Below are 19,835 nucleotides of genomic sequence, written 5' to 3' on the forward strand. Positions count from 1 at the left end.
TCATTTTGCCGGGGTCCAGCGCACGCTCTTGCAAATCAAGCCTGCGCCTATGCAGCCCCGCGTGGTGAGGCCCCCCTTCTTCACCGTCAACGTCATTGAATAGGTACGGTTTCGCTTGGGGTCGTAAGCCTTTCCGGCCAGCATGCCTTGTGACGCCGGTCTCAGCGTCATGATCAACATGTCGCCGACCTGCTCACCCTTGCTTGTGTCGCCGATCCACAGATTGGTCGCGCATAATTGCTGTCCACAAGGCGCGATCGATACCTTGGCGTTGCCGTCGTCGCGCATCCAGGTGCCGCGGCTGTCCGACAATGCGTCGGCTTGTGCCGCCGACCCGAGAGACACGGCACAAAGGAATGCGATTGTCCCTTGCATCGTCCCAATCTCCACTAACTGGCTAGGTCTGTTGATTCTACGCTGCTCCGGGACGTTTGGATCACCGGTCCCGATTGGCGCGCGGCGTCATCAAGGCAGCTTAGGCGGCGTACGACGACAACCAACCCTGCCGCCGTTCGTCGATCCCGCTGGTTGATCCCAGTGTACTCCAGACCTTGGCCCGCTTTCCCCAAAAAAGGACCGGCGGGCTCTTTTTGCGTATAAGCGGAACCTCATATCTGCCGGCTTGTTCCTGTGATGGCAGCACTCCGCTGCTGACCAAGACCCGCATCCTTGGCCGGGCCCACTTCTTTCTCCATTGAGGCGGGCCCACTTCAGACTACTCCGTGTGAATATTGCCCCTCACTGCTTCGTCAGTGGCGGGCTTTTTCGTTTCAGCGATGCCTTTTGTCTGGCGCTTGCTGCGCGGCTGGGGAAGAGTAATCCTTCGGTTCTAATCTGCGCTATATTCCGAGGGTCAATGCAACAAACAGAGCCGGCGCGAAGGCAAGACCGATTGCCATGATAACGACGACGACGATGCCAAGTCTCTCCGTTCGTCTGACACGGTCCTCAATGTTGTCGTCCTCCGCTGAAAGGATGAGGTCGAGCGCGGACGAGATATCGGGAGCAGGTGTATTGTTATCATTGGCTGCTTGATTTGCGCCGTCGTGGACTGTCGGGCTCTCGACCACGGTCACCGTCTGCCTCGCTCCTAAGAATCTCAAGACGTCACCTCTAACTCTGATCCAGCGCCCTCCACGAGCGAGGTGCTCGGGGTGCGGTCGTAACGTAATTGTCATGCTTCGGTTGCGGGGCGGGGACTTCAGTCGGGTGGCTCGCCGGACTTTAGCCTCACAGCGGAACGCAAATGCGTTCGCGCCACTGCTCGTCGCCTTCATGGTTCTGGTTGTTGGTTGCCGTCGGTTTGGGGCTTGTGGCCGGTCTGTTGATTTCCAGCCCCCACCGGGTCGCTATCTTCGGACGCCCGGGAACATAATGATTGTCGCGCCGTCTTCGGGATCCAGCGGTTTATGCCCAGGTTCTTCATGGTAGAGCACCTGGCGTAGATCGCGCTGATTGACCAACTGTCCGCAGTAGGGACAGGAATAGAAATTGTCTTCTTCTCGTGCTGGCTCGCCGCCGTGGCGCTTTCCAGGGATCGGTGGTTGATGGCTTCGTCATGTCTGGAAGTCCTTGCTCACGTCATCCAGCAAGCGAAGCGCAGCACTCTTGCCTATGGATTTCACCAGGCCTTGGTCGATCCCGGCGGCTTTAAACGCCGCAAACGCAATGGCTGGATTGCATGCGCCGTCCTTTGCCGAAGCGATAAGCCGACACGCATCCTTGTAAGATGCCGCTTCCTTGTTTCGCCATTGACCTTTGAGAGCTATCTCCGCTTCGCAGATCGACGAAGCCGTGATGATCTTGCCGTCCACCAGCTTGATGGAGAGCGGTAAGAAGTTGCCCATTGCACGCCCCTCCTGATCCTTGAGAGCGCGACAACGTATTAAGCGAATTTTGGTTTCCTAAAGCGGTGAATTATTTTAGCATAAGCTTATATGGCTGAACGCAACTTGGGGCGGGCGGTGCGGGAATATCGGATTGAAGTCATGCAAGGCCGGATGCCCAGTCATCCGCGCTGATCACCGCAATCTTGCCATTCAAAGCGGCCGAAGCCCACTTGGGCGGACCGGTGACACTCAAGCGAAATGAAGAGCGATGGATCCGCGTCACTGAGACAGGGGGGTTCAAGCGGACGTTCTCATATGTGCCCAGAGCTACTACTTAGACGGCACTATGCGTTTCGCACGAGCGCGGCTTACCGGGGCCGATTGCCGGTTTCGGAACTATTTTAGCTTAAGCTTATTGAATGGTGGCTTGTGTGAGTTCCGTGCATGCGTTTGAAGTTCGTCGCGCCGTTGATGCCGACCTTGGTGGAGAAGCTTCCGGAAGGAGACGGTTGGATTCACGAAGTCAAGTTCGACGGCTATCGCTCGCAGCTGATCATCGACTGATCAGACTGTGCTGCATTGACAGAAAACTCGCCGGGCGAGGAACCCCAATACCTCAAGCCCGGCGAAAGTTTACTTCCTGATCCCCGATCAGGACCGGTGGGAGGAGCACCGGCAATCTCTGCAATGCAAAACGGGTGCCAACATTTTTCGTCCCGGAACGAGACAGTCTAAAGCTAGCCATTGGTGGGCGGCCAGGCTGCTCTAGGCCGTAGACTCATAAGCACGCAGCCACAGGCGCATTGAGGCGAGCTGGACCATAGCCAGGAAGTTGGCGGCGAGCTTGTCGTAGCGGGTGGCGATGCGGCGGAAGTGCTTCAGCTTGGAGAAGAAGCGCTCAATCAGATTGCGCTCGCGGTAGAGCCGTTTGCTGAAGCAAGGCTTCCAGCGCCGATTGCTTTTAGGCGGGATGTTGGGTGTTGCACCTTGCCCCTCGATCAAGGAGCGGATGCGATCCGCATCGTAGGCCTTGTCGGCCAGCACGATGGTGCGCGGGCTGAGGTGGTTGAGCAGTTGATCTGCGATCTGACTGTCATGCGCCTGTCCGGCGGTCAGGCCGAGCCGGATTGGAAGCCCTTGCGCATCGACAACGACGTGGATTTTCGTCGTGAGCCCGCCGCGCGTGACCGAGACAGTGATCTGGCCCCCCTTTTTTGCCGTCGCGGCCTGTTGGTGGGCGCGAACGGAGGTACTGTCGATCATCTGGATGTCACCGTCGTGCACGGCGGTGATGGCATCCATCAGCCGGTCCCACACACTCGCCTTCCGCCATCGCACGAAGCGGTTGTAGCAGGTGGTTCGTGGGCCGTAGCGCTCGGGCAGGTCGCGCCACGGCGCACCGGAGCGCAGAACCCAGAAGATGCCATTCATTACACGTCGGTCGTCTACACGCGGCACACCACGCGGTTTGTTGGGGAGAAGCGGCTTGATAACGTGCCATTCGAAGTCGCTAAGGTCATATCGGCTCATGGTGATTCTGAATCAGAACTGGCGCGATATGAAAGCGTCAATTGAAAGAATGACCCATTGCCGAGGAAGGCATAGCTATAAGGCCGGTAGATGAATTCCGTTAGAGCCGACGAGTGGGACGCCGTTCACACAGTTCATCACCTCTATGATCGACCCTTGAAGGGGATCGCCGACTATCAAGGGTTCCCGCATGCCTATATGCGCGAATGGGATATAGATCAGGATGACTGGGCGGATACGCTCTTATTAACAGGCACGGCATCAGGGAATCGACTTATGGCCATTGAAAATTCATCCGCGCTGTTTGCGCCGCGCCAGCGCCAGTAGAATGGCGGGATACACAATCCCAAATAAGAACGTGATTGCCAAGACAAGCGCCGCGCGCCAGTACCAAGCATAGGGCGCGTTCCACGCAATGAAGACAGCTATAGCGACAACAATGGTGGTGCGGACTTTACCATCTGAACCTGGGTTGTCGTCCATGACCATTTCCCCTTCTGAGCCGGCCACACATAGCATGGGAGACGACGCTGCCTAGCTAAAAACCTACTACGCGCCCTTGCGTGAGCTAACAGCGCATTCGTGCCGCGAGGCGGGGCCATGGCTTGCGTCTCGGGACCGTATTCCTCGCTGAGCGCTTGGAGGTCCAGCGTCTTCGTGTGATGACAGTAGAGGCAGTCAACTGTCACCCGCATCCCGGCCTTGACTAGAGTGTAAGGTTGAGGGAGAACGACCACCTCTCAGCCATGAATTCAAGCGTCTCGTCGCGAAAATAATAGAGAAAATGTCGAGAGTTAGCGGTGTCGGCCCGGATTGTCTCCCAAGGCACGGCATCGCGGATCGGGTCGGGGCCAGTTAACTCATAGAATTTACCCCAGTCGGGAGCGATGCCACTGTAACGACCGTGGCCATCCGCTTTATACCATTCATGGTCGTTGGTGCCGTCCCAGCGCCATCGGCTGCAACCAACGAAGCTTAGCGTGCCCCATGTCTCCTCGAGCTTTGGAGCGGCCTTCGAAAATGGGGGCCGCCACCCGAGAATGTTCGACGGCTTCTTCTCTTGCATGAGCCTCCAGGTGCGGAAACGGACGTTAACCGCGGAGTCTGCAACCAAGACCTGAGGCTCTGGCGCATTTGGCTCGTCTATCCAGCCTCCACCGAGGTCTTGTTCTACAAATTTGAGCATTCAACAAGAATAGTCGAATTGCATGACAATTCCTACCTAACGCAATCATCAAGTTTTTATGGGTTCACGGCCTAGTTGCCACTACGCCTTTCTCTGCCGGCCGCGCCACATTCTATTGTCGGTGACAAGACCGCTGTCACCTTCAGGGCGGGCTAGCGATGAAGAGCCTTCCGAGGTGAAGACAATTCCGGCGTCCTCAAATGCTTTGCGAATGGCCGTGATGTTGTGGGGACGGGGTTTCCTAATGCCATTCTCAAGAACGGCGATCGTCATCTCGCTAAGATTGGCTTTTGCGGCAAGGCGCACTCGCGACCAGTTCAGTAGGGCTCGCGCTGCCCTTGCTTGATCTGCTGAGAGGAGGTGTCGGCTGTCCATAGGCACGGAACATTCAACACGGCTAAAATGTTCCCCTGACTCGCCCTTATGTCGCCGAGCAATGTCGTGCCGCTGGCAGAACCGGCGCCGGCCGACACTCGAGCAATTCCCCGTGGCCACCTATTCGTTGACCAGAAGCTCGCTGTCGGCCGCTGGCTGCTCAAGGTCAAGGCACGGTTGCCGCATGGCCATTTCGGGCCATGGATTGAGACGCAGAAGGGCTTATGCCGCAGCCTGGCCTTGCAATGCATGCGGCTGGCCACAGGCGGGCGCCAGGACGCGCGGCAAGAGTTGGCGGCGTAGGACAGCGGCCGGCCGGAAAGGCGCGCTGGCGTGGCGCGGCTAGCCGGTCTAAGTTCGGTCTTTTGGGGGAGCCGGGCAATGAAACGGGCCATTGCTTTCTGCCTGTTGATCGTCACCTGCTTCGCGGGAACAGCCAAGGCTACCGTCATTCTCGAGAACTGGACACCTGAGCTTGAAGGGCTTGTCAGGGGCATCACGGGCCAGATCGAGGAAATGCCGTTCATCAGAGCATGGGCTTACGCGGAAGCGATTGACCGATATTGCTTCCCTGCAAAGTCGTACGCCAATGTTGTCGGCGTCACCTTGAAGGAGACCGCTCGCCATCAGGATAGTTTTAGCCCAGGAATCCTAGCAAGCGCTGAACGTGATGCGGCAGATCATCTGCGAGGCGAGTATCTGGCTTGCGCCCCCGCGATGAAGTTCGTTGAGGAAACGGTCGCTCGAATGCCCGAGCTTGTTGAGAAGCTCAACGTACTGCAGATGCAAATCAACGACGTCAAGGCCAAGATCGCTACGGCTTGCGCAATAAGAGCTCGGGAAGGATCCCCACCCCTTAAGTTATGCATCGGCGGCTACTTGCCCGATTGATGCGGCCCGCAGCAAGCCGCGCTTACGCTTAGAGCGGCGGCCAGCCGAAACGCGCGCTGGTGGGCTTCTTGGCCTGCTATTTGATGCTGGGGGCAGGCGGTTTCATCATCACGCGCAACTGCATCTTTTCGATAGTAGCGACGATGGCAGCCGCCAGCGCTTCCGCCTCATGAATTAACTCCGGCCCATAGAGGCCGTTCACCGCTTCCTCGCTCGGCAGCACGCCGGGCGGGCAGTGTTCCTCGATCGTGCGCCGGATAAGCGTCAGGGCTGCCCGGCATTCGTCGGCTTCGATCTTCATCACGTTCAAACATGCAATTCGTCTAAAATGTTCCGGAACTATTTTAGCGCAGGCTAATTGAATAGCGGTTTGTGAGTCCTGTGCATGCGTTTGAAGTTCGTCCCGCCCTTGATGCCGACCCTTGTCGAGCAGCCTCCAGAAGGCGGCGGCTGGATTCACGAAGTCAAGTTCGACGGCTACCGCTCGCAACTGATCATCGACGAAGACGGAACGCGCATCTACACGCGCAACGGTCACGACTGGACAGCCAAATATTCCGACCTGGTGAAAGAGGCTGCTAGCCTAGGTGCCGAGAATGCCATCATCGACGGCGAAATCATCGTTCTGAACGGGGCCGGCCTGTCCGACTTCGGCGAGCTGCGAAAGGCGATCACCAGGCGGCAACACGACCTGTATTTCGTGGCCTTCGACCTTCTGCACCTCAACGGCCACGACCTGCGCGAAATGGCGCTGGAGGAGCGCCGCGAGATCCTGGCCAGCATGATCGAGCCCGGCGGGCGTATTCAGTTCAGCGAGCCATTGCCGGGCGAAGCGAAGGCCATCTTCCATCTGCTCGACCAGGCTGGGCTTGAGGGTATGGTTTCGAAGCGCAAGGATAGCAAATACCGCAGCGGTCCGTCGACGAACTGGTTGAAGGCGAAATGCTACTCGGTCGACGAATATGAACTGCTCGGCGTGGAGCGCGAGGCTGGCAAGCCCGCCTTCGCCCTGATGGCCGAGCGTGGCACCGGGCGGTATGTCGGGAGCGCCTTCATCACCTTGAATCGCGAGATGCGCGAACGCCTTTGGAAACGCGTTCAGCAGCATGAAGGAGCGCCGCCGAAGGGGATGAAGCGGCCGGCGACGCAATGGGTCAAGCCAGGGCTGATCGGCCGTGTGAAGCATCTGCGGGGCGAGGAAGACCTCCGCCACGCTTCGTTGCAGGATTTCCGTGAGGAATGAGCACGCGAGGCAGCGATTTTGTCTACCATTGGATATCGGACCACTTATCCGACGATCCGATCAGTGACCACGTACTGCTGATCATTGAAATGGCTGTGGATGCGAAACGCGCGGCTGAAGCCCAAGGCATTCCCGGTCACGAGATCGACGAGGAAATTAGCACTATCTACGAATTCATCGTGCATGCGCTGCGCTGACCGCCGCTCGCCGGAGCCTAAGCGGCAGGGCGAACCTATCGCCACATGAGCAGCGCGGAATCAACTTCCTGCATCAGTGGATAGCCGACAACGTGCCCGAGCCCAAATAGGATCGGAGCGGCCACCTACGGTTGGTTGGCGTAAGCTCGAGTTTAACTCGTGCCCTTAGGAACGAAGAAACACGTCCATCTGAATCTATAGTAGGCTTGGAACTTCGTATGGGGAATGATCGCTCGATAGAACGTCATCAAACGCTCACAGAGATGGTAGTGGTCATCAAGGGAGGCTTGGGCGCGTCCCCTGGGGATAAACCACTCCGGCTCTTGTGGCTCATTGAGATAGGCAGGGCGGGGCAGGCGGACGTAATAGCCGTCTTTGGTCTCCCTCACGGCGCGAGAGTCTATCGGATGGCAATCTTTGTTGCCGCAGCAATCATACTGCAACACCGGGTCTTTTTTGCCGGTATACCAATCGTGGGCATCTGCGTCGCCGGCCAAGAGAAGCCCTGCCAGCGCGATCCATCCCCGTGGCTGTTTCATGTTACCCCTCGCTTTTAAGGGGTAGAGTATATTAGCTATATCTAATTGTCAGCCTTCAGCTCGGACACCGTCACCGAAGGTTACCCGACACGGTTCACTACGTAGGCAGGCCGCCCAGCACAGCAGGCGATGGGCGTCCCTGGTACGCGAAGCGCGGCTGTTGAAGGAGCTATAGGCCGTATCGATCAATATTATTATTGACTAAAGTAATGGAACGTTCAATGGACAAGACAGGAACCAAAACAGTCGCGCCCGACCTTAGTCTGCCAGGCGCAGGACTTTAGTCCTGCCATTTTATATTTAAGCACGGAAGTTAATGGGCTCGACATAGGGCCGCACCGCGTGGGATCAATAGCAGAATGAATTTGAGCATCTATGGTGTGAACGCGGAAGGATCGCGCTAGGCTTCCTCATCCTCTTCCCCCCAATATCGCCAGTGAGTAGGACCCACATCCACAAAATGGCCGGTTGTCGCGTCTCTCCAGCCGTCAACGGCGCGTCTGCAAGGGAACACGAGCGCGTGCACACCGTCTTCGTCCAGAACGGCCAGTTCCAGGCTATGAATGAAGGGGGCATTGAGTATGGTCTGCCACATTGCAAAACGATGTGTTCTGTCGCCTCCGTCGGCTTTGATTTTACGCAAATCCTTAAAAGCCCAACAGCGGCCGACGCGGACAATGTTACATTATCGCTGCGGGAACATTAGCTGTCTCTAATAGTTGATGCGAGCGGCAGGGTGGTGCCCTCCATCTCCTGCCGAAGATCGGTATCCGATCGGCCCGCGCTCTCTCCGCCAGAGGAGTGCGGGCTTTCGACGCTAAGCGGGCAGCGATGGTCGACAAGCCTGCAACGACATATGCGGTCAGCGCGCTGTTAGTGGGAAGACTAATGAACTCGGGCAATATGCGTGAACCTGTCGTGACGCTTTGATGAACCCTTGAGCCCGCCGCCGGGGTTCGACGGCGGGCAGGCAAACGGCTGTAAATCCCTTGCGAAGATCTCGGCCGCCCACCTACATTACAACTTGCTGATGTATGCGGTTGCGTCAAGGGCATTTCCCTCATGCCATGTGAGGACAGGGGACTTCAGTCTTAGTTGAGCGGACGCTAATATGCCTGTAACTTAGGCATTGCGGGCCCATAACCCCGAGACCATACCCACCCGCAATGGCCAGACGTGCGCTTAGGTCCGCCGACCTTCATGGCGCGCGTCGGGCTGTTTCTATTGGAGCCAAAAATAGCAGATTAAGACAGGTACGGTTCGGCCTCCTGGGTAGGGGGCGAGATTTCCAAACCTTCAAATCCCTGACTTCTGCATCAGGTTGGCAACGCGCATGCCAAGCCTAGCGGTGATTTCGCCATTGTTGGCGGCGAAATCCCAAAAGAAGAAGGCCCCCACGCAAAAAAGCAGAATGGAGAATCGCATTAGCGCAGTCTAATATATATGAATTGAACAAGCGTTAAGGCAGATGCGCCGTCTTGAGGCCCTGGGAAAAGATGACTGAGGAGCCGGCCACGATGCTTCAGGATGGCGTCAAGGCGCGGATCGAGCAGATGAGGCCGAACCCGAAGGAGCGCTAAGGGGCTCGGCGTATTCGGCGACATATCCTGTGATAGGTGGGCGAGCTTTGAAGGTCTCTTGCTGCGTGCGTGAACAGCAACACGACAAAGAGAAGCACTACTGCTGACGCGAACCCGGTAACGAGAGCCATCCCTAAAGACGTCGCTGACGACGGGATGTTCCCTTGAAAATGGCCGGCGCCCGTGGGGGCAGGGGTTGGGTAAAGGGCGCCGCGCGGCCACCAACTTTCAAGGTCGTTCTCGACGCGATGAGCCATGCTCGGCAAGGTTCGCCCCCGCAAGGGCGTGCCTGACGATTTCAGGCAACTTTTTCGACGTAGGATTCGTAGAGCAATTTAGTCGCCCTGTTATGTCCCTCATGCCGGGGCGGCTGGCTCGCTGAGATTTCGTTGGGGTTATTCTCGGCGAGCCTACATCTCGCAATTTTCGATGATGCCTGCTTCACCGTCGGGAAGCTTGTGGCCCGGCTCCTTCCTAGGTCGTGAACCCATAAAGCGCCTCGGTGCGGGAACAGCCTACTTCGTGAAGAACAGCACGGTGACATCGCCGTTCTGGAGATCGACGCTCACGCGATAACAGCTCCACGTATTGGCGGTGAGCGTTTCGCCGTCCCAGTTCATGCCCGTGAAGCAGTCCTGCGTCGCGGGTGGTAAGGCCTTCCAGAGGATGTTGCCGTCTGCATCAACCCGCATGAGGTTGCGGCCATCCTTCATGTCTTCCGCCATATAGTCATAGAGCATGATGCTCCCCGCCTCGTCGGCAAGATCTACACGGTCGATTACCTGCCCTGACATACGCACCTCTGGACTCGGCTTTGTTCCGACAGGATGGCAGGCTTTCGCTACTGCGCCAAATCTCGCCGGCGCCGTCAGGCGGTAGAGACGGTGGATCTCCGACCATGTCAGATATCGGGTGTGGCGGCCGCACGTGGCATTTCCTCGATCGACAGGCTTCCTGATCCTTCGGTGTGGCTATCCTGCCGACGGTGAACGAAATGAGAACAAAAGTGTCAAGCGCCCCTTGACCGGACAGGAATATGTTCCTTATTCCTGATCTATCTGAGCAGGAAAAGGGCCATGGGAAAGCGCCAAAATGCGCCGATCGGCGAAGCTATGTCCGAATTGGAGTTGGCGGCGCAGCAAGCCATTGCTGCAGCCGGTGGCGACGCTGTGGTCGCTTTGCTGACCGCTCTAGCCAGGAACGCCGAACTTGAACGGGAACTCGCTTTGTCACGCGCGGCGGTCTCGAATGGCTTTTCTCGCGGCTGGCACAAGGCGCGCCCCTAGATGGTGGACACTGCCGAAGACAATTTCCGGATCGAGGTTTGGGATCGGGAGGAAAAGACGCATCTCGAAACCATCTGTCGAACGCCGGACGCGGTGGTGAGCCAAGCTGCCTGGCACGCCGCCATCCGGCGCCGGCCAGGCATGCTGCTGATCCACTACAACAGCCGCCACGTTATGGAGAAGATCGTTACCCCGGGCGAGGTGAAGGTTCCGCCGCAGACGATCATCGACGGCAGTATTCACGCCGGACTAGATGTCGCGCTGGGCGACTTGCGCAGCTGGCACACGTTGCGTGCGTGGTGCACGACTTGCTCGCACCATGCCGAGGTGAAGCCCGAAGGTCTGATCCGGCGCTACGGCAAGGAAGCTCTGTTCAGCTCGGTGGAGCGCGCTCTTTTCTGCACGAGTTGCAAAAAGGGAGGACCGGTTCGGATGGAGATACACAGCATGCCGCGAAACTAAGGGTGATGACCGACCGCTCACGACCCGGCCTGCGGCGGGTGTTCCTTGTATCGAGCCTCGCGGAAGTCGAGCAAGTTCTGAAACACCTCCAGTTGCCTCGCGAAATTGCGCGCTAGATATCGAACCAGCTTGGGGTTGTTCAGCAGTCGGTCGAAATAGCTCGTAGCGGCGATCAGGTTTAGCATTTCTGAGCCGTGGGTGCTGGCAGCGCTCAGATAGTCATGGCTGACCTCGGCAATGTCGGCTTCCATGGCGGCCATTTGCGCCGGGGAAATACCCTCGTATCTTTTTCTGCGAGCCAAGGGATTGGTGAGTTGTGATCGTGGGGTGAGCTCGATCAAGAGCCTCGCTACTCGAAATTCCACGCGGTTCATCGCGAGCATCAGCCGGACAATTTCAACCTGCCGGCCCGGCACGACCTCTCGCAACAAGCCGAAAATCTTCAAGGGGGCGCCGAAATCGTTCAGCATATCGAGAGCTTCGAGGCAGATGCCTTCGACAAGCGGCTCGTCGACGCGCGGCAAGGAAATCTGCCGGTCTTCGCCGATACCTGCTTTCACCCGGGCCTCTGGCGAATTTTGCATCAAGATCGAAGGAGGCGTTGCGAAGCCATTCGATTGAAGCAATCCTCGAAATGCAGCGATGCGCAGGACATGACGAAAGGCATCGACGACGCTTTCCATCTGGTGTTTCACCGCGTCGGCTTCCCTGATGAATTCCTGCATATTGTCGACTTGGCGCCTGTAGGTCTTCAACAAACCGGAGACACGCAGCGGGTTCATCGGCGCCCGCGAATCTACCGTCAGCCGAATGGCATGCCGATTGTTTGTGACGAAGTCGCGAAGCCCGGCTTTCGTAGTTCTCATATATTTGCCGGCATTGGTTCTCGTCTCGCCATCTCAACCACAGGATCAAGCGAAGCGAAGAGGAAGGCATCAAGGCGCACGCCATTGTCGGCCTTGAGCATGTGAAGGGCAGACTGCGCTTCATGAGCGGGTGCGATCAGGAAGTCACGAACGGTCTGATTATCGGACTCCATCCTGATCAAAATCGTTACCTCTGGCCCGATGAGACCCCGCTTCCAGAACGGCCAGCGTGGAAAACCGGTGACGTTCATCCGATATTGCGCAGTCCAAATGGCCACGGAGAATTCATCATTGACACGCATAATCTTTGTTTGGGGATCGTACAGCGCTGAGCCACCGACCCCTTCGATGTCCGACATCAAGTTCTCGATTGTTTGCTGCCGAATCTGAATGAGCCGCCTTCTGATGTCGAGTTTCCGATAGTTCGCCGACCCGTCGTATCCGATCAACTGGTAGGCGGCGTTCATGCTTCCAAAGCGATGCGCGTAAATGCTGGCTGAATGACAGCCTGGAGCGGCATCAATGATTGGGCTCGACAGCCTTCCCCGTTCTTTCAAAAGCTTGGTCAGATCGGCCAGCAACTCTTCATCGGGTCTGAGGTAAGTGCGCGCCCGCCTGATAGCTTGCGCACGATCGAACAGCGCCCGGGTTACGAGCGGTTCGATGACGTTGTCGGCGCGAACAAATGCGCTTGGCGGATTTCTCAGCCGGTTTTGCAGAAGCCTGTGGGATATTCGGTTCCATACAATGTTGCCGACATATTTCTCGCTGGCCAGTATCGTGCCTACGCACGCTCCGGTCCAAGGCCGGCCAAACTCGGTGACCAGGCCGCGCGCGTTTAGAGCAGACGCAATTTCGACTGCCGTTTTTCCTTTTTTCACGAACTGGTTGAATATCCATCGGACGGTTGACACCTCATTTTCAGGCCCGGGGACGAGAACGACGCGGTCGCTGGCCAGGCCTTTTCGCTGATCACGATGGAGGATTGCCTTGGGATTTCCAGAGCCGTCGACGAGAAGGCGCCTCAACCCATAGCCTGCAGGGCCGCCTCCGCTGAAACCCAGTTTGACTATTCGGCTTTGACCGGCAAAGACCCTATTCGACAGCATTCGGCTGTACTCCGCAGCCATGCTGCGCTTGATGGCCTTCAGAACATCGGACCCAATGCTCCCATCGTTGACGAATAGCTCAGCGCAGAATTCGATCCGCACTCCGGCTCTTTGGCATCGGTATTCATAAGAGGCGCTTTCATCAGTATTCTGAAAGCGTCCCCATCGGCTGACGTCATAGACCACGACAGTTTCGAAATCGGCCCGCCGGCTTTCGATATCTTCGATCAGCCGCTTCAAGCCCGGGCGCCCCAAGATGCTGAGCCCGCTTCGGCCTGGATCTTCATACGTGGCAACGATGTCGTAACCCATGACCTCTGCATAGTTACGGATCGCGTCCCTTTGATTGTCGATGGAGTAGATCTGCCTCTCCGTCGACATGCGCAGGTATTGAGCAGCGCGAGCCCTTCGCCTTTCAAACTCGGGGGGTGTGGTTGCTTTGTCCATCGCGCGGGCCATGGTACTCAGACCTGATAATAGGGGCCTGTACCGCCTGCGATTTGGTTAGGAAAACAGGTCGAGTTTGCTTCGAATGCGAGCCGTCGGCCGCATCCAGATATATATATATATCCGTGCGCAACTATATCGGCCGTTGAGATCAGCGGGTATGCCCGTTTCCTTTGCGCTTTGGAAACCATGGCTTTCAACTCATGGGAAACCCTGACTCACTTCGTGAGAGTGTGCGCCCCCGTTCCGCCGCAATGCGGCCTCACGGGACGATCGATAGGGATTTCAGACGTTTAAGGGAGACTTCACATGACCTTTCACAAAGCCATAGCCGCATTGGCGCTGACCGCCGCACTTGCCGGCTGCCAGTCGCAGACCGAAGGCCAGCAGCGGGCTACCACCGGCGCGCTCATCGGCGGCGCCGGTGGCGCACTCGTCGGCCAGGCGATCGGTGGCAACACCAAGAGCACGGTCATCGGCGCGGCCAGCGGCGCGCTGCTTGGCGCCGTCGTCGGTTCCGCCACTACTCCGCAGCGCCGCGGCGAAGAAATGTGCCGATACCAGGACCGCTACGGCCGCATCTACACCGCGCCCTGCGACGACCGCTACTACAACGGCAATTATTGAGAGGCCGCTGGCTCCTTCTTTGCGAAGGCCCAGACCATTAGCGGGTATTCCTCGTCGTTGCTGAGGTCTCGCCACAAGCCGTAGGCGCGTACCGGGCCACCGATGTGAGCCCGGGCGCACGCCTTGTTGCCCCAGCCATGGACCTTCACGTTGGCTTCGGGGAAGCCGCCCTCGACCATCAGCTGCTTGAGGCCGGCGGGCGTCCACCTGTTGTAATCGTGCGGCCGGGCATGGACCCGGAACAGGAAGGGTGTCGCCACCATCGCCCAGCCGCCAGGCCGGGTCATGGCATGGATGTTCTGGGCCGCGGCTAGCGGCCGCCGCACGTGTTCCAGCACCTGGTCGGCGATGACGATCGAATATTGTTCCTCGGTGCGGTCCTTGCAGATGTCAAAGGCCGGGAAATCGACCGAGCGATAGTTGGGGCACATCGCCCGCCAATAGCGGTTCCAGCCCGGCGAGATCTCGATGACGTCAGAGGCCTTGCGGTTGCCGGCTTCCAGAAAGACGGTGAACGCCTCGATCTGGCGGATACGCAGCCAGTTTCGGGAATCATAGCCAAGCAGGCGTTTGGCCATCTGTTTGCCGCGGTTTTTCAGGGTGCCGGCAAGGCTTGTCGTCATCAGATCGACCTCCTCCAAAGCCCGCCGTGAAAACAGCCTAGCCTAGGCAAATGGGCAAAAGATGACAGGACAGCCTATCTCTCTACGCGCGCCAGGGGGTGATCGACCGCACGCACAATCGGCGCGAACAGCTTATTGAACCGTCATCTGTTTGCGCCATTCCCATGGCCGGTCGAACGATCCAGCCCATAGGCCGCGCTTGGCTGTTCTGGCGTCAGTCTCAGCCTTGGCATAGAAGCCAGCGCTGTATTTCGGCCAGTCGACCGCATAACCCTTCCGGACCATCCATTCGCCGATATCGATTCCGCCTGCTGTGCAGACGGCCACCATGCGCCTGAACTGGTCACGGTCGACCTCGATGCACGATATCGGGCGATGCGCCTCGAGGAAGTCGGCCAGGGTGAGAGACGCCCTTTGCCCGCAACGATATTTCTTGCCAGCGGCGTCAAGGCAGAGCTGCGCACTTTCAGGTGCGTCGATGCCGTTGAGGCGAATTCGCTGCCCGTGAATTTCGATTGTGTCGCCGTCGATGACGGATGGAATGCCTACCAGGGGAGTGGCGGCCGCTGATGACGAAATCAAAGCTGCAGTGGCGAGGAGGAGGGCGGCGCGAGTGATCATGACCGTTTACAGTAGGCCGGGATTTCTTAATGTTTCGACGGGTCCGGTTTACAGCCGGAGAGGCCAGAAACCGCAGAACTGCGCGGTTGGCTTTGGGCCTTCTAAGCCGATGGTCACAGGTTCGAATCCTGTCGGGATCGCCAATAAATCGATGATTTTACGAGGTTATTTCCTTCCTGTTGAAGGCGTGTCGGTTTGCTTTCTGCCGCGCCGGCACGGTGCAGGCTCGCCGTAAGACATGACCGGCGGGAACTTGACGCTTGCCGGCGCGTTGCATCGCATGCTCAAGAAGATCGCCCTCGCCGCCGTGCTGTTCCAGGTTGCCGTTTTCTCGGCTCTGATAACGCAGACGGTTCTTTTCGCATCCACGGCGACCCAAGCCGCCGATGTGCAGCCCAGCGAACCCGTTGCCGTCACCGACAAGGAATGCGCTGCCGCGACGTGGCCGAACATTCCGGGTCGGTGTCTGGAGCGGGTTGAGGCGCGCAACTCCACTGTGACGATGGTGTTGTCGGTCGGGCAATAGGGCAAAACTGCGTAGGGCGACCCGGAATTACTTCGTGATCCGCCGGGGTTGGAACCTTAGCCCACATCAGGCGTTCGGGCCTTGTATTCGCGGGGCCTCATAAAAAGGCAATGTGCGGGCCGGCGAACGGGCGGGGCAAAACAAGCTCGGGCTGGGGAGGAGAAAACGAGGCCATGTCGAAACGTGAAATTGGAACGTCCCTTGCTTTGGGACGGCGTATCGCTCAACTCAGAGCCAGAATGCAGGATGCCGAAATTTCCGATCATGAGATGAAGACCTTCCACAAGGTCGCCGCCATCATGGGGGCGGGCGACGGGTCCCTACAACTGAATGCCGACGACCTGATCGCGGCATCCTTCCTTGTCGAAGCAAGTGGCCCGGCACCGAATCGTTGACGTTCTGAATTCCCAGCATCGCGCGAAATTTAGTCAGCGGGCTTGCGTTCGCCGCCGGAGCACGGCTGTCCATCGGGCGAGCATGCTCCGGCTCCCTGATCTCGAATTGAAGGGAAAGTCTTATCATTTTGTTTGCGTTGGCACGTCATAGTAGGGGCGGCTAACGGAGTGGAATGGATGAAGCTTGACCTGTCGCCGACCAGCTGGGGCAGGGCGATCGCTGTCACCGCCGCCGGCACGGCATTCTTCATTGCCGTGGCGTTTTTCGTCGATTCCTTCAATTTCCCCTATCTCTCGCCCGAGGCCGTCTGGCGCGCGCAAATGACGGACCTCATGCTTCCCCTGGTGCTGGGCGGGTCGTTTCTGTTTTTCCTGATGTGGAAGATCCGCCAGCTGGCCACAGCCCAACGCGACCTCAGCGTCATCGCCGCGACCGATAGTCTGACGGCGGTGCTGAACCGCGGCGCCTTCTCCATGCTGGTCGAGGCCTATCTCGAGCAGACCCACAAGCAGGCGCAGACCCGTTCCGGCGCGCTGCTGATTATCGACGCCGACCATTTCAAGTCGATCAACGACCGCCTTGGTCATGACTGTGGCGACCAGGCGCTCAAGCTGATCGCGCAGGCGATCAAGGGACAGCTGCGCGGCAGCGATATTGTCGGCCGCATTGGCGGCGAGGAGTTTGGCGTGTTTCTCCCTGGTGTCGACCCCTCGCAATCCTGGCTGGTCGCCGAAGGCATCCGCCGGCGGATTCGCGAAATGGATTTTTCGCCCGGCGGCCGCGCCTGTCCGCTTTCCGTCAGCATCGGAGGCACCAGTTTCAGCGGGCCGACAACTTACGAGGCGATATTCTCCGCCGCCGACAGACGGCTCTATGCCGCCAAGTCGAATGGACGCGATCAGGTCAGTTTCGACCCAGAGGAAGCCGCCCTGGTGTCTCAGCCCAGTGCCACGACGGTGCATTGACCTCAGCCTTGCATGCGCGCGCGAAGGCTGCCGCTTCCTTGACGCCTTCTTGTCGGTGTGCTTCCTCCGGCTAAGGTGATGTATTGGCATCGCCAGAGATATTTCTGCTTTCTTGATCTCCTCGGTCTTCCGGGTCGCCGGCGCAGTCACAACCTGTTTCGGTGCCGGCGAACGAGTGGCGGGACGGCCCGGGCCAGGCAAGCGCGGCGATCATGATCCATTTGTTCAACGGCTTTCAGAACCCGTTTGGCGGCAGCGAGCGCGAAACCCTGGACCTGTACCGGCTGCTGGGCGCCGACCAGCAGGTGCGTCTTTGGGCAACCTCTTCGCGCGTGTCCGGCGAACTGATGCGGCAATTTCCGATTCGCCGCATCTCACCGGCCACACGCGAGGTGCCTGACGGCGGCACCTATGTCTTCCTAGGCGCGCATTGGCGCAACAAGATCTGGCCTTACCTGATCCGGCGGCCACGCCGGCTGATCTATGTCTTCAACACCTTTCACCCGAAGATCATCGCGCTGACGACCGGCATGCCACGCCTGCTGGGCTGGCCCGACGCCGAACTGGTGCTGATCTCAGAATTCCAGAAGCGCATGCTGCAGGTCGAAGGTGTCGTGCATCCGTCGCCGATCGATATCGGGCGTTTCTCACCACGGCCGGCAAGGCCGGATCGACCGTTCACCGTGGGGCGGCTGAGCCGCGACACGGCCGACAAGCATCATGCCGACGATGTGGCGCTCTACGAGGCATTGCTGGCCGATGGCGTTGCGGTGCGGATCCAGGGCGGCATGCCGCTCAAGGACAGGCTCGCGCCGCATCCGCAACTCGAACTCCTGCCGCAGGGCCAGTTTGCCGCCGAGCAGTTTTTGCCGACGCTCGACGTGTTCTACTATCGCACCGGCTCGCATGTGGAGACATTCGGCCGCGTGGTGTTCGAGGCGATGGCCTGCGGTTTGCCCGTGGTCTGCCATTCGCATGGCGGTTATGCCGACCATATCAGCCATGGCGAAAACGGTTTTCTCTTCGAGACGACGCAGCAGGCGGTGCAAATCCTGGCCGAGCTCAAGGCCGATCCGGCGCTGCGCACTGACGTGGGTCACAAAGCGCGGCAGACCGTCGAGCGATTGTTTTCGCCGCAGGCATTGCAACAGCGGCTGGATTTCTATCGGCGTTAGCGATACCGGCCTGCGGAACCACGGTTTGCCCTACCCATTTTGTGATCAACCTCGACATCGCCAAAGCTGACATGCAAAACAACGACCGGGCAGACTGCATCGGCGCCACAAGATCGAGCGAGACTTTCTACCGATGACATTGATGGGCGCCGCGGCACTGCTGATCCTGGTCCTGACGTATGGCGGCGTCGCCATCGGCCGCATCCCTGGTCTGCGTCTCGACCGGGCAGGCATCGCGCTGCTTGGTGGCGCCGCGATGATCGCCATTGGCGCGATCAGCATGGAGGACGCCTACCGCGCCATCAATCTCGACACGATCACGCTTCTGCTCGGCATGATGATCGTGGTGGCGCATCTGAAGGTCTCCGGCGCATTTCGCGGTCTGGGCGCCATCGCCATCGAACACGCGCACGCGCCGTTCATGCTCCTGGTGATGGTGACGCTGCTGACCGGCGTGCTGTCGGCCTTCCTGGTCAACGATGCCATCTGCCTGGTCATGGCGCCGATCGTCGTCCACGTCACCCGCGTCATCAACCGCAACCCGATCCCCTATCTGATCGCCACCGCCACCGCATCGAACTGCGGCAGCGTCGCCACCATCACCGGCAACCCGCAGAACATGGTCATCGGCGCGCTGTCGGGCATTTCCTATCCCGCTTTTTCGGCGGCGCTGGCGCCGGTCGCCTTGTTCGGCCTCGTCGCGGTCATCGTCATCGTGCGCATCGTCTATCGCGCCGAATTCAGCCGCACCGCTGAATTGACGCCGCATGTCTCGCGCGGCCGCATGCATCGCGGCCAGGTGCTGAAGGCCGTGATCGTCTGCATCGGGCTGGCCATCGCCTTCTTTGCCGGCGTCTCCGTTGCCAAGGCTGCATTGATCGGCGGCGCCATCCTCCTGCTCACCCGCGCCATCAAGCCGGACCGCATCTACCGTGAGATCGATGGCCCGCTGCTGTTCATGTTCGCCGGTCTGTTCGTGGTGGTCGCCGGGGCCGAAAGGACACTGCTGACCCCAGACATCATCGCCTCGGCCAAGAATCTCGGCCTGAACGATGTCTGGCGCCTGTCCGGTTTCACCACGGTGCTCTCCAACATCATGAGCAATGTGCCGGCGGTGCTTGCGCTGCGACCGTTCATACCTGGGCTGGAGAACCCCGAACGGGCCTGGCTGGTGGTGGCGATGAGTTCCACGCTTGCCGGCAATTTCACGCTGCTCGGCTCTGTCGCCAACCTGATCGTCGCCGAACAGTCCAAGACTGCCGGCACACCCTTGTCCTTCGGTGCCTTCTTCAAGGTCGGCCTGCCGCTGACGCTGATCACGCTCGTCGCCGGTACGGCATGGCTGGCCTTCGGGTTCTAGCG

25 protein-coding genes and 1 pseudogene are annotated in these 19,835 nt (G+C 58.8%); 12 read left to right on the forward strand and 14 right to left on the reverse strand.

Features of this window, described 5'->3' with window-relative positions; genetic code table 11:
• The 3 genes from MAFF_RS32955 to MAFF_RS32965 form a co-directional block, all read right to left on the reverse strand.
• On the reverse strand, positions 1 to 375 hold the full coding sequence (locus tag MAFF_RS32955) for a DUF2147 domain-containing protein (protein ID WP_063825849.1): 375 nt from the start codon (positions 373 to 375) through the stop codon (positions 1 to 3).
• A gap of 464 nt (positions 376 to 839) precedes the next feature.
• Positions 840 to 1,076 carry a hypothetical protein gene (locus MAFF_RS32960; protein WP_044550086.1) on the reverse strand — a complete coding sequence of 79 codons (237 nt, stop codon included), beginning with the start codon at positions 1,074 to 1,076 and terminating at the stop codon, positions 840 to 842.
• Between the two features lie 480 nt (positions 1,077 to 1,556).
• The gene (locus tag MAFF_RS32965) at positions 1,557 to 1,847 is read right to left on the reverse strand and encodes a DUF982 domain-containing protein (RefSeq protein WP_044550089.1); all 291 of its coding nucleotides are present in this window, start codon (positions 1,845 to 1,847) and stop codon (positions 1,557 to 1,559) included.
• 426 nt (positions 1,848 to 2,273) lie between these two features.
• Here MAFF_RS32965 and MAFF_RS41365 point away from each other — a divergent pair.
• Positions 2,274 to 2,390 (forward strand): annotated as a pseudogene (locus tag MAFF_RS41365) (ATP-dependent DNA ligase); the annotation flags it as partial.
• Between the two features lie 204 nt (positions 2,391 to 2,594).
• Here the strand turns inward: MAFF_RS41365 and MAFF_RS32970 are convergent.
• From MAFF_RS32970 to MAFF_RS38565, 4 genes are all read right to left on the reverse strand, one after another.
• Complete coding sequence (locus tag MAFF_RS32970; protein WP_010915363.1) at positions 2,595 to 3,359, reverse strand: IS5 family transposase; 765 nt, start codon at positions 3,357 to 3,359, stop codon at positions 2,595 to 2,597.
• A gap of 291 nt (positions 3,360 to 3,650) precedes the next feature.
• The gene (locus tag MAFF_RS32975) at positions 3,651 to 3,842 is read right to left on the reverse strand and encodes a hypothetical protein (protein ID WP_157866125.1); all 192 of its coding nucleotides are present in this window, start codon (positions 3,840 to 3,842) and stop codon (positions 3,651 to 3,653) included.
• Positions 3,843 to 4,065: 223 nt separating this feature from the next.
• The gene (locus MAFF_RS32980) at positions 4,066 to 4,425 is read right to left on the reverse strand and encodes a hypothetical protein (RefSeq protein ID WP_244420680.1); all 360 of its coding nucleotides are present in this window, start codon (positions 4,423 to 4,425) and stop codon (positions 4,066 to 4,068) included.
• Positions 4,426 to 4,626: 201 nt separating this feature from the next.
• Positions 4,627 to 4,920, reverse strand: a complete 294-nt coding sequence (locus MAFF_RS38565) for a helix-turn-helix domain-containing protein (RefSeq protein WP_080511998.1) — start codon at positions 4,918 to 4,920, stop codon at positions 4,627 to 4,629.
• Between the two features lie 381 nt (positions 4,921 to 5,301).
• Here MAFF_RS38565 and MAFF_RS32990 point away from each other — a divergent pair, with 381 nt between their 5' ends.
• Positions 5,302 to 5,811 carry a hypothetical protein gene (locus tag MAFF_RS32990; RefSeq protein ID WP_044550095.1) on the forward strand — a complete coding sequence of 170 codons (510 nt, stop codon included), beginning with the start codon at positions 5,302 to 5,304 and terminating at the stop codon, positions 5,809 to 5,811.
• Positions 5,812 to 5,887: 76 nt separating this feature from the next.
• Here the strand turns inward: MAFF_RS32990 and MAFF_RS32995 are convergent, their stop codons facing one another.
• Positions 5,888 to 6,112 (reverse strand): hypothetical protein, encoded by a 225-nt coding sequence (locus MAFF_RS32995; RefSeq protein ID WP_044550097.1) that lies wholly within the window; start codon positions 6,110 to 6,112, stop codon positions 5,888 to 5,890.
• A gap of 84 nt (positions 6,113 to 6,196) precedes the next feature.
• Here MAFF_RS32995 and MAFF_RS33000 point away from each other — a divergent pair, with 84 nt between their 5' ends.
• Positions 6,197 to 7,054: an ATP-dependent DNA ligase gene (locus MAFF_RS33000; protein WP_010915369.1), complete on the forward strand. Its 858-nt coding sequence runs from the start codon at positions 6,197 to 6,199 to the stop codon at positions 7,052 to 7,054.
• Entirely contained in the window at positions 7,051 to 7,251 is a 201-nt protein-coding gene (locus MAFF_RS33005) for a DUF768 domain-containing protein (protein ID WP_010915370.1), read from the forward strand. Before MAFF_RS33000 ends, MAFF_RS33005 begins: the two co-directional genes overlap by 4 nt.
• Positions 7,252 to 7,403: 152 nt before the next feature.
• Here MAFF_RS33005 and MAFF_RS39565 read toward each other — a convergent pair whose 3' ends face one another.
• Positions 7,404 to 7,790 (reverse strand): hypothetical protein, encoded by a 387-nt coding sequence (locus MAFF_RS39565; RefSeq protein WP_157866126.1) that lies wholly within the window; start codon positions 7,788 to 7,790, stop codon positions 7,404 to 7,406.
• 2,095 nt (positions 7,791 to 9,885) lie between these two features.
• Positions 9,886 to 10,164 (reverse strand): hypothetical protein, encoded by a 279-nt coding sequence (locus tag MAFF_RS33020; protein ID WP_044550101.1) that lies wholly within the window; start codon positions 10,162 to 10,164, stop codon positions 9,886 to 9,888.
• Between the two features lie 282 nt (positions 10,165 to 10,446).
• Here MAFF_RS33020 and MAFF_RS33025 point away from each other — a divergent pair, with 282 nt between their 5' ends.
• Together MAFF_RS33025 and MAFF_RS33030 are read left to right on the forward strand one after the other, a co-directional pair.
• Complete coding sequence (locus MAFF_RS33025; RefSeq protein WP_010915372.1) at positions 10,447 to 10,656, forward strand: hypothetical protein; 210 nt, start codon at positions 10,447 to 10,449, stop codon at positions 10,654 to 10,656.
• Complete coding sequence (locus tag MAFF_RS33030; RefSeq protein WP_010915373.1) at positions 10,657 to 11,118, forward strand: hypothetical protein; 462 nt, start codon at positions 10,657 to 10,659, stop codon at positions 11,116 to 11,118.
• A gap of 17 nt (positions 11,119 to 11,135) precedes the next feature.
• Here the strand turns inward: MAFF_RS33030 and MAFF_RS33035 are convergent, their stop codons facing one another.
• Both MAFF_RS33035 and MAFF_RS33040 read right to left on the reverse strand, forming a co-directional pair.
• Positions 11,136 to 11,900: a plasmid partitioning protein RepB C-terminal domain-containing protein gene (locus MAFF_RS33035; RefSeq protein WP_157866127.1), complete on the reverse strand. Its 765-nt coding sequence runs from the start codon at positions 11,898 to 11,900 to the stop codon at positions 11,136 to 11,138.
• Positions 11,901 to 11,980: 80 nt separating this feature from the next.
• A complete protein-coding gene (locus tag MAFF_RS33040) occupies positions 11,981 to 13,552 on the reverse strand; it encodes a recombinase family protein (protein WP_244420681.1) in 1,572 nt (523 codons plus the stop codon).
• A 297-nt stretch (positions 13,553 to 13,849) separates the two neighbouring features.
• Here MAFF_RS33040 and MAFF_RS33045 point away from each other — a divergent pair, with 297 nt between their 5' ends.
• Complete coding sequence (locus tag MAFF_RS33045; RefSeq protein WP_010915376.1) at positions 13,850 to 14,167, forward strand: YMGG-like glycine zipper-containing protein; 318 nt, start codon at positions 13,850 to 13,852, stop codon at positions 14,165 to 14,167.
• Here the strand turns inward: MAFF_RS33045 and MAFF_RS33050 are convergent.
• Positions 14,161 to 14,790: a class I SAM-dependent methyltransferase gene (locus MAFF_RS33050; RefSeq protein WP_010915377.1), complete on the reverse strand. Its 630-nt coding sequence runs from the start codon at positions 14,788 to 14,790 to the stop codon at positions 14,161 to 14,163. The two genes, MAFF_RS33045 and MAFF_RS33050, sit on opposite strands and share 7 nt — an antisense overlap.
• Positions 14,791 to 14,922: 132 nt before the next feature.
• Entirely contained in the window at positions 14,923 to 15,411 is a 489-nt protein-coding gene (locus MAFF_RS33055) for a thermonuclease family protein (RefSeq protein WP_010915378.1), read from the reverse strand.
• Positions 15,412 to 15,664: 253 nt separating this feature from the next.
• Here MAFF_RS33055 and MAFF_RS33065 point away from each other — a divergent pair, with 253 nt between their 5' ends.
• The 5 genes from MAFF_RS33065 (at position 15,665) to MAFF_RS33085 (ending at position 19,833) form a co-directional block, all read left to right on the forward strand.
• Complete coding sequence (locus MAFF_RS33065) at positions 15,665 to 15,937, forward strand: hypothetical protein (RefSeq protein WP_244420682.1); 273 nt, start codon at positions 15,665 to 15,667, stop codon at positions 15,935 to 15,937.
• 173 nt (positions 15,938 to 16,110) lie between these two features.
• Positions 16,111 to 16,332, forward strand: coding sequence for a hypothetical protein (locus MAFF_RS33070; protein WP_032933282.1), 222 nt, complete (start codon positions 16,111 to 16,113; stop codon positions 16,330 to 16,332).
• A gap of 177 nt (positions 16,333 to 16,509) precedes the next feature.
• Complete coding sequence (locus MAFF_RS33075; protein WP_044550102.1) at positions 16,510 to 17,298, forward strand: GGDEF domain-containing protein; 789 nt, start codon at positions 16,510 to 16,512, stop codon at positions 17,296 to 17,298.
• Between the two features lie 212 nt (positions 17,299 to 17,510).
• Positions 17,511 to 18,473, forward strand: coding sequence for a glycosyltransferase family 4 protein (locus MAFF_RS33080; RefSeq protein WP_010915382.1), 963 nt, complete (start codon positions 17,511 to 17,513; stop codon positions 18,471 to 18,473).
• A 133-nt stretch (positions 18,474 to 18,606) separates the two neighbouring features.
• Positions 18,607 to 19,833 carry an anion transporter gene (locus MAFF_RS33085; RefSeq protein WP_044550103.1) on the forward strand — a complete coding sequence of 409 codons (1,227 nt, stop codon included), beginning with the start codon at positions 18,607 to 18,609 and terminating at the stop codon, positions 19,831 to 19,833.
• Positions 19,834 to 19,835: the final 2 nt, after the last annotated feature.

Origin of the sequence: Mesorhizobium japonicum MAFF 303099 (genome assembly GCF_000009625.1) — a bacterium.
Classification (GTDB): domain Bacteria; phylum Pseudomonadota; class Alphaproteobacteria; order Rhizobiales; family Rhizobiaceae; genus Mesorhizobium; species Mesorhizobium japonicum.

Excerpts from the sequence above, each read along its gene's own strand:
- MAFF_RS32955 (WP_063825849.1), bottom strand. The coding sequence starts at position 375 with ATGCAAGGGACAATCGCATTCCTTTGTGCCGTGTCTCTCGGGTCGGCG.
- MAFF_RS32965 (WP_044550089.1), bottom strand. The coding sequence starts at position 1,847 with ATGGGCAACTTCTTACCGCTCTCCATCAAGCTGGTGGACGGCAAGATC.
- MAFF_RS32970 (WP_010915363.1), bottom strand. The coding sequence starts at position 3,359 with ATGAGCCGATATGACCTTAGCGACTTCGAATGGCACGTTATCAAGCCG.
- MAFF_RS32975 (WP_157866125.1), bottom strand. The coding sequence starts at position 3,842 with ATGGACGACAACCCAGGTTCAGATGGTAAAGTCCGCACCACCATTGTT.
- MAFF_RS32980 (WP_244420680.1), bottom strand. The coding sequence starts at position 4,425 with ATGCAAGAGAAGAAGCCGTCGAACATTCTCGGGTGGCGGCCCCCATTT.
- MAFF_RS38565 (WP_080511998.1), bottom strand. The coding sequence starts at position 4,920 with ATGGACAGCCGACACCTCCTCTCAGCAGATCAAGCAAGGGCAGCGCGA.
- MAFF_RS32990 (WP_044550095.1), top strand. The coding sequence starts at position 5,302 with ATGAAACGGGCCATTGCTTTCTGCCTGTTGATCGTCACCTGCTTCGCG.
- MAFF_RS32995 (WP_044550097.1), bottom strand. The coding sequence starts at position 6,112 with ATGAAGATCGAAGCCGACGAATGCCGGGCAGCCCTGACGCTTATCCGG.
- MAFF_RS33000 (WP_010915369.1), top strand. The coding sequence starts at position 6,197 with ATGCGTTTGAAGTTCGTCCCGCCCTTGATGCCGACCCTTGTCGAGCAG.
- MAFF_RS33005 (WP_010915370.1), top strand. The coding sequence starts at position 7,051 with ATGAGCACGCGAGGCAGCGATTTTGTCTACCATTGGATATCGGACCAC.
- MAFF_RS39565 (WP_157866126.1), bottom strand. The coding sequence starts at position 7,790 with ATGAAACAGCCACGGGGATGGATCGCGCTGGCAGGGCTTCTCTTGGCC.
- MAFF_RS33020 (WP_044550101.1), bottom strand. The coding sequence starts at position 10,164 with ATGTCAGGGCAGGTAATCGACCGTGTAGATCTTGCCGACGAGGCGGGG.
- MAFF_RS33025 (WP_010915372.1), top strand. The coding sequence starts at position 10,447 with ATGGGAAAGCGCCAAAATGCGCCGATCGGCGAAGCTATGTCCGAATTG.
- MAFF_RS33030 (WP_010915373.1), top strand. The coding sequence starts at position 10,657 with ATGGTGGACACTGCCGAAGACAATTTCCGGATCGAGGTTTGGGATCGG.
- MAFF_RS33035 (WP_157866127.1), bottom strand. The coding sequence starts at position 11,900 with ATGAACCCGCTGCGTGTCTCCGGTTTGTTGAAGACCTACAGGCGCCAA.
- MAFF_RS33040 (WP_244420681.1), bottom strand. The coding sequence starts at position 13,552 with ATGGCCCGCGCGATGGACAAAGCAACCACACCCCCCGAGTTTGAAAGG.
- MAFF_RS33045 (WP_010915376.1), top strand. The coding sequence starts at position 13,850 with ATGACCTTTCACAAAGCCATAGCCGCATTGGCGCTGACCGCCGCACTT.
- MAFF_RS33050 (WP_010915377.1), bottom strand. The coding sequence starts at position 14,790 with ATGACGACAAGCCTTGCCGGCACCCTGAAAAACCGCGGCAAACAGATG.
- MAFF_RS33055 (WP_010915378.1), bottom strand. The coding sequence starts at position 15,411 with ATGATCACTCGCGCCGCCCTCCTCCTCGCCACTGCAGCTTTGATTTCG.
- MAFF_RS33070 (WP_032933282.1), top strand. The coding sequence starts at position 16,111 with ATGTCGAAACGTGAAATTGGAACGTCCCTTGCTTTGGGACGGCGTATC.
- MAFF_RS33075 (WP_044550102.1), top strand. The coding sequence starts at position 16,510 with ATGAAGCTTGACCTGTCGCCGACCAGCTGGGGCAGGGCGATCGCTGTC.
- MAFF_RS33080 (WP_010915382.1), top strand. The coding sequence starts at position 17,511 with ATGATCCATTTGTTCAACGGCTTTCAGAACCCGTTTGGCGGCAGCGAG.
- MAFF_RS33085 (WP_044550103.1), top strand. The coding sequence starts at position 18,607 with ATGACATTGATGGGCGCCGCGGCACTGCTGATCCTGGTCCTGACGTAT.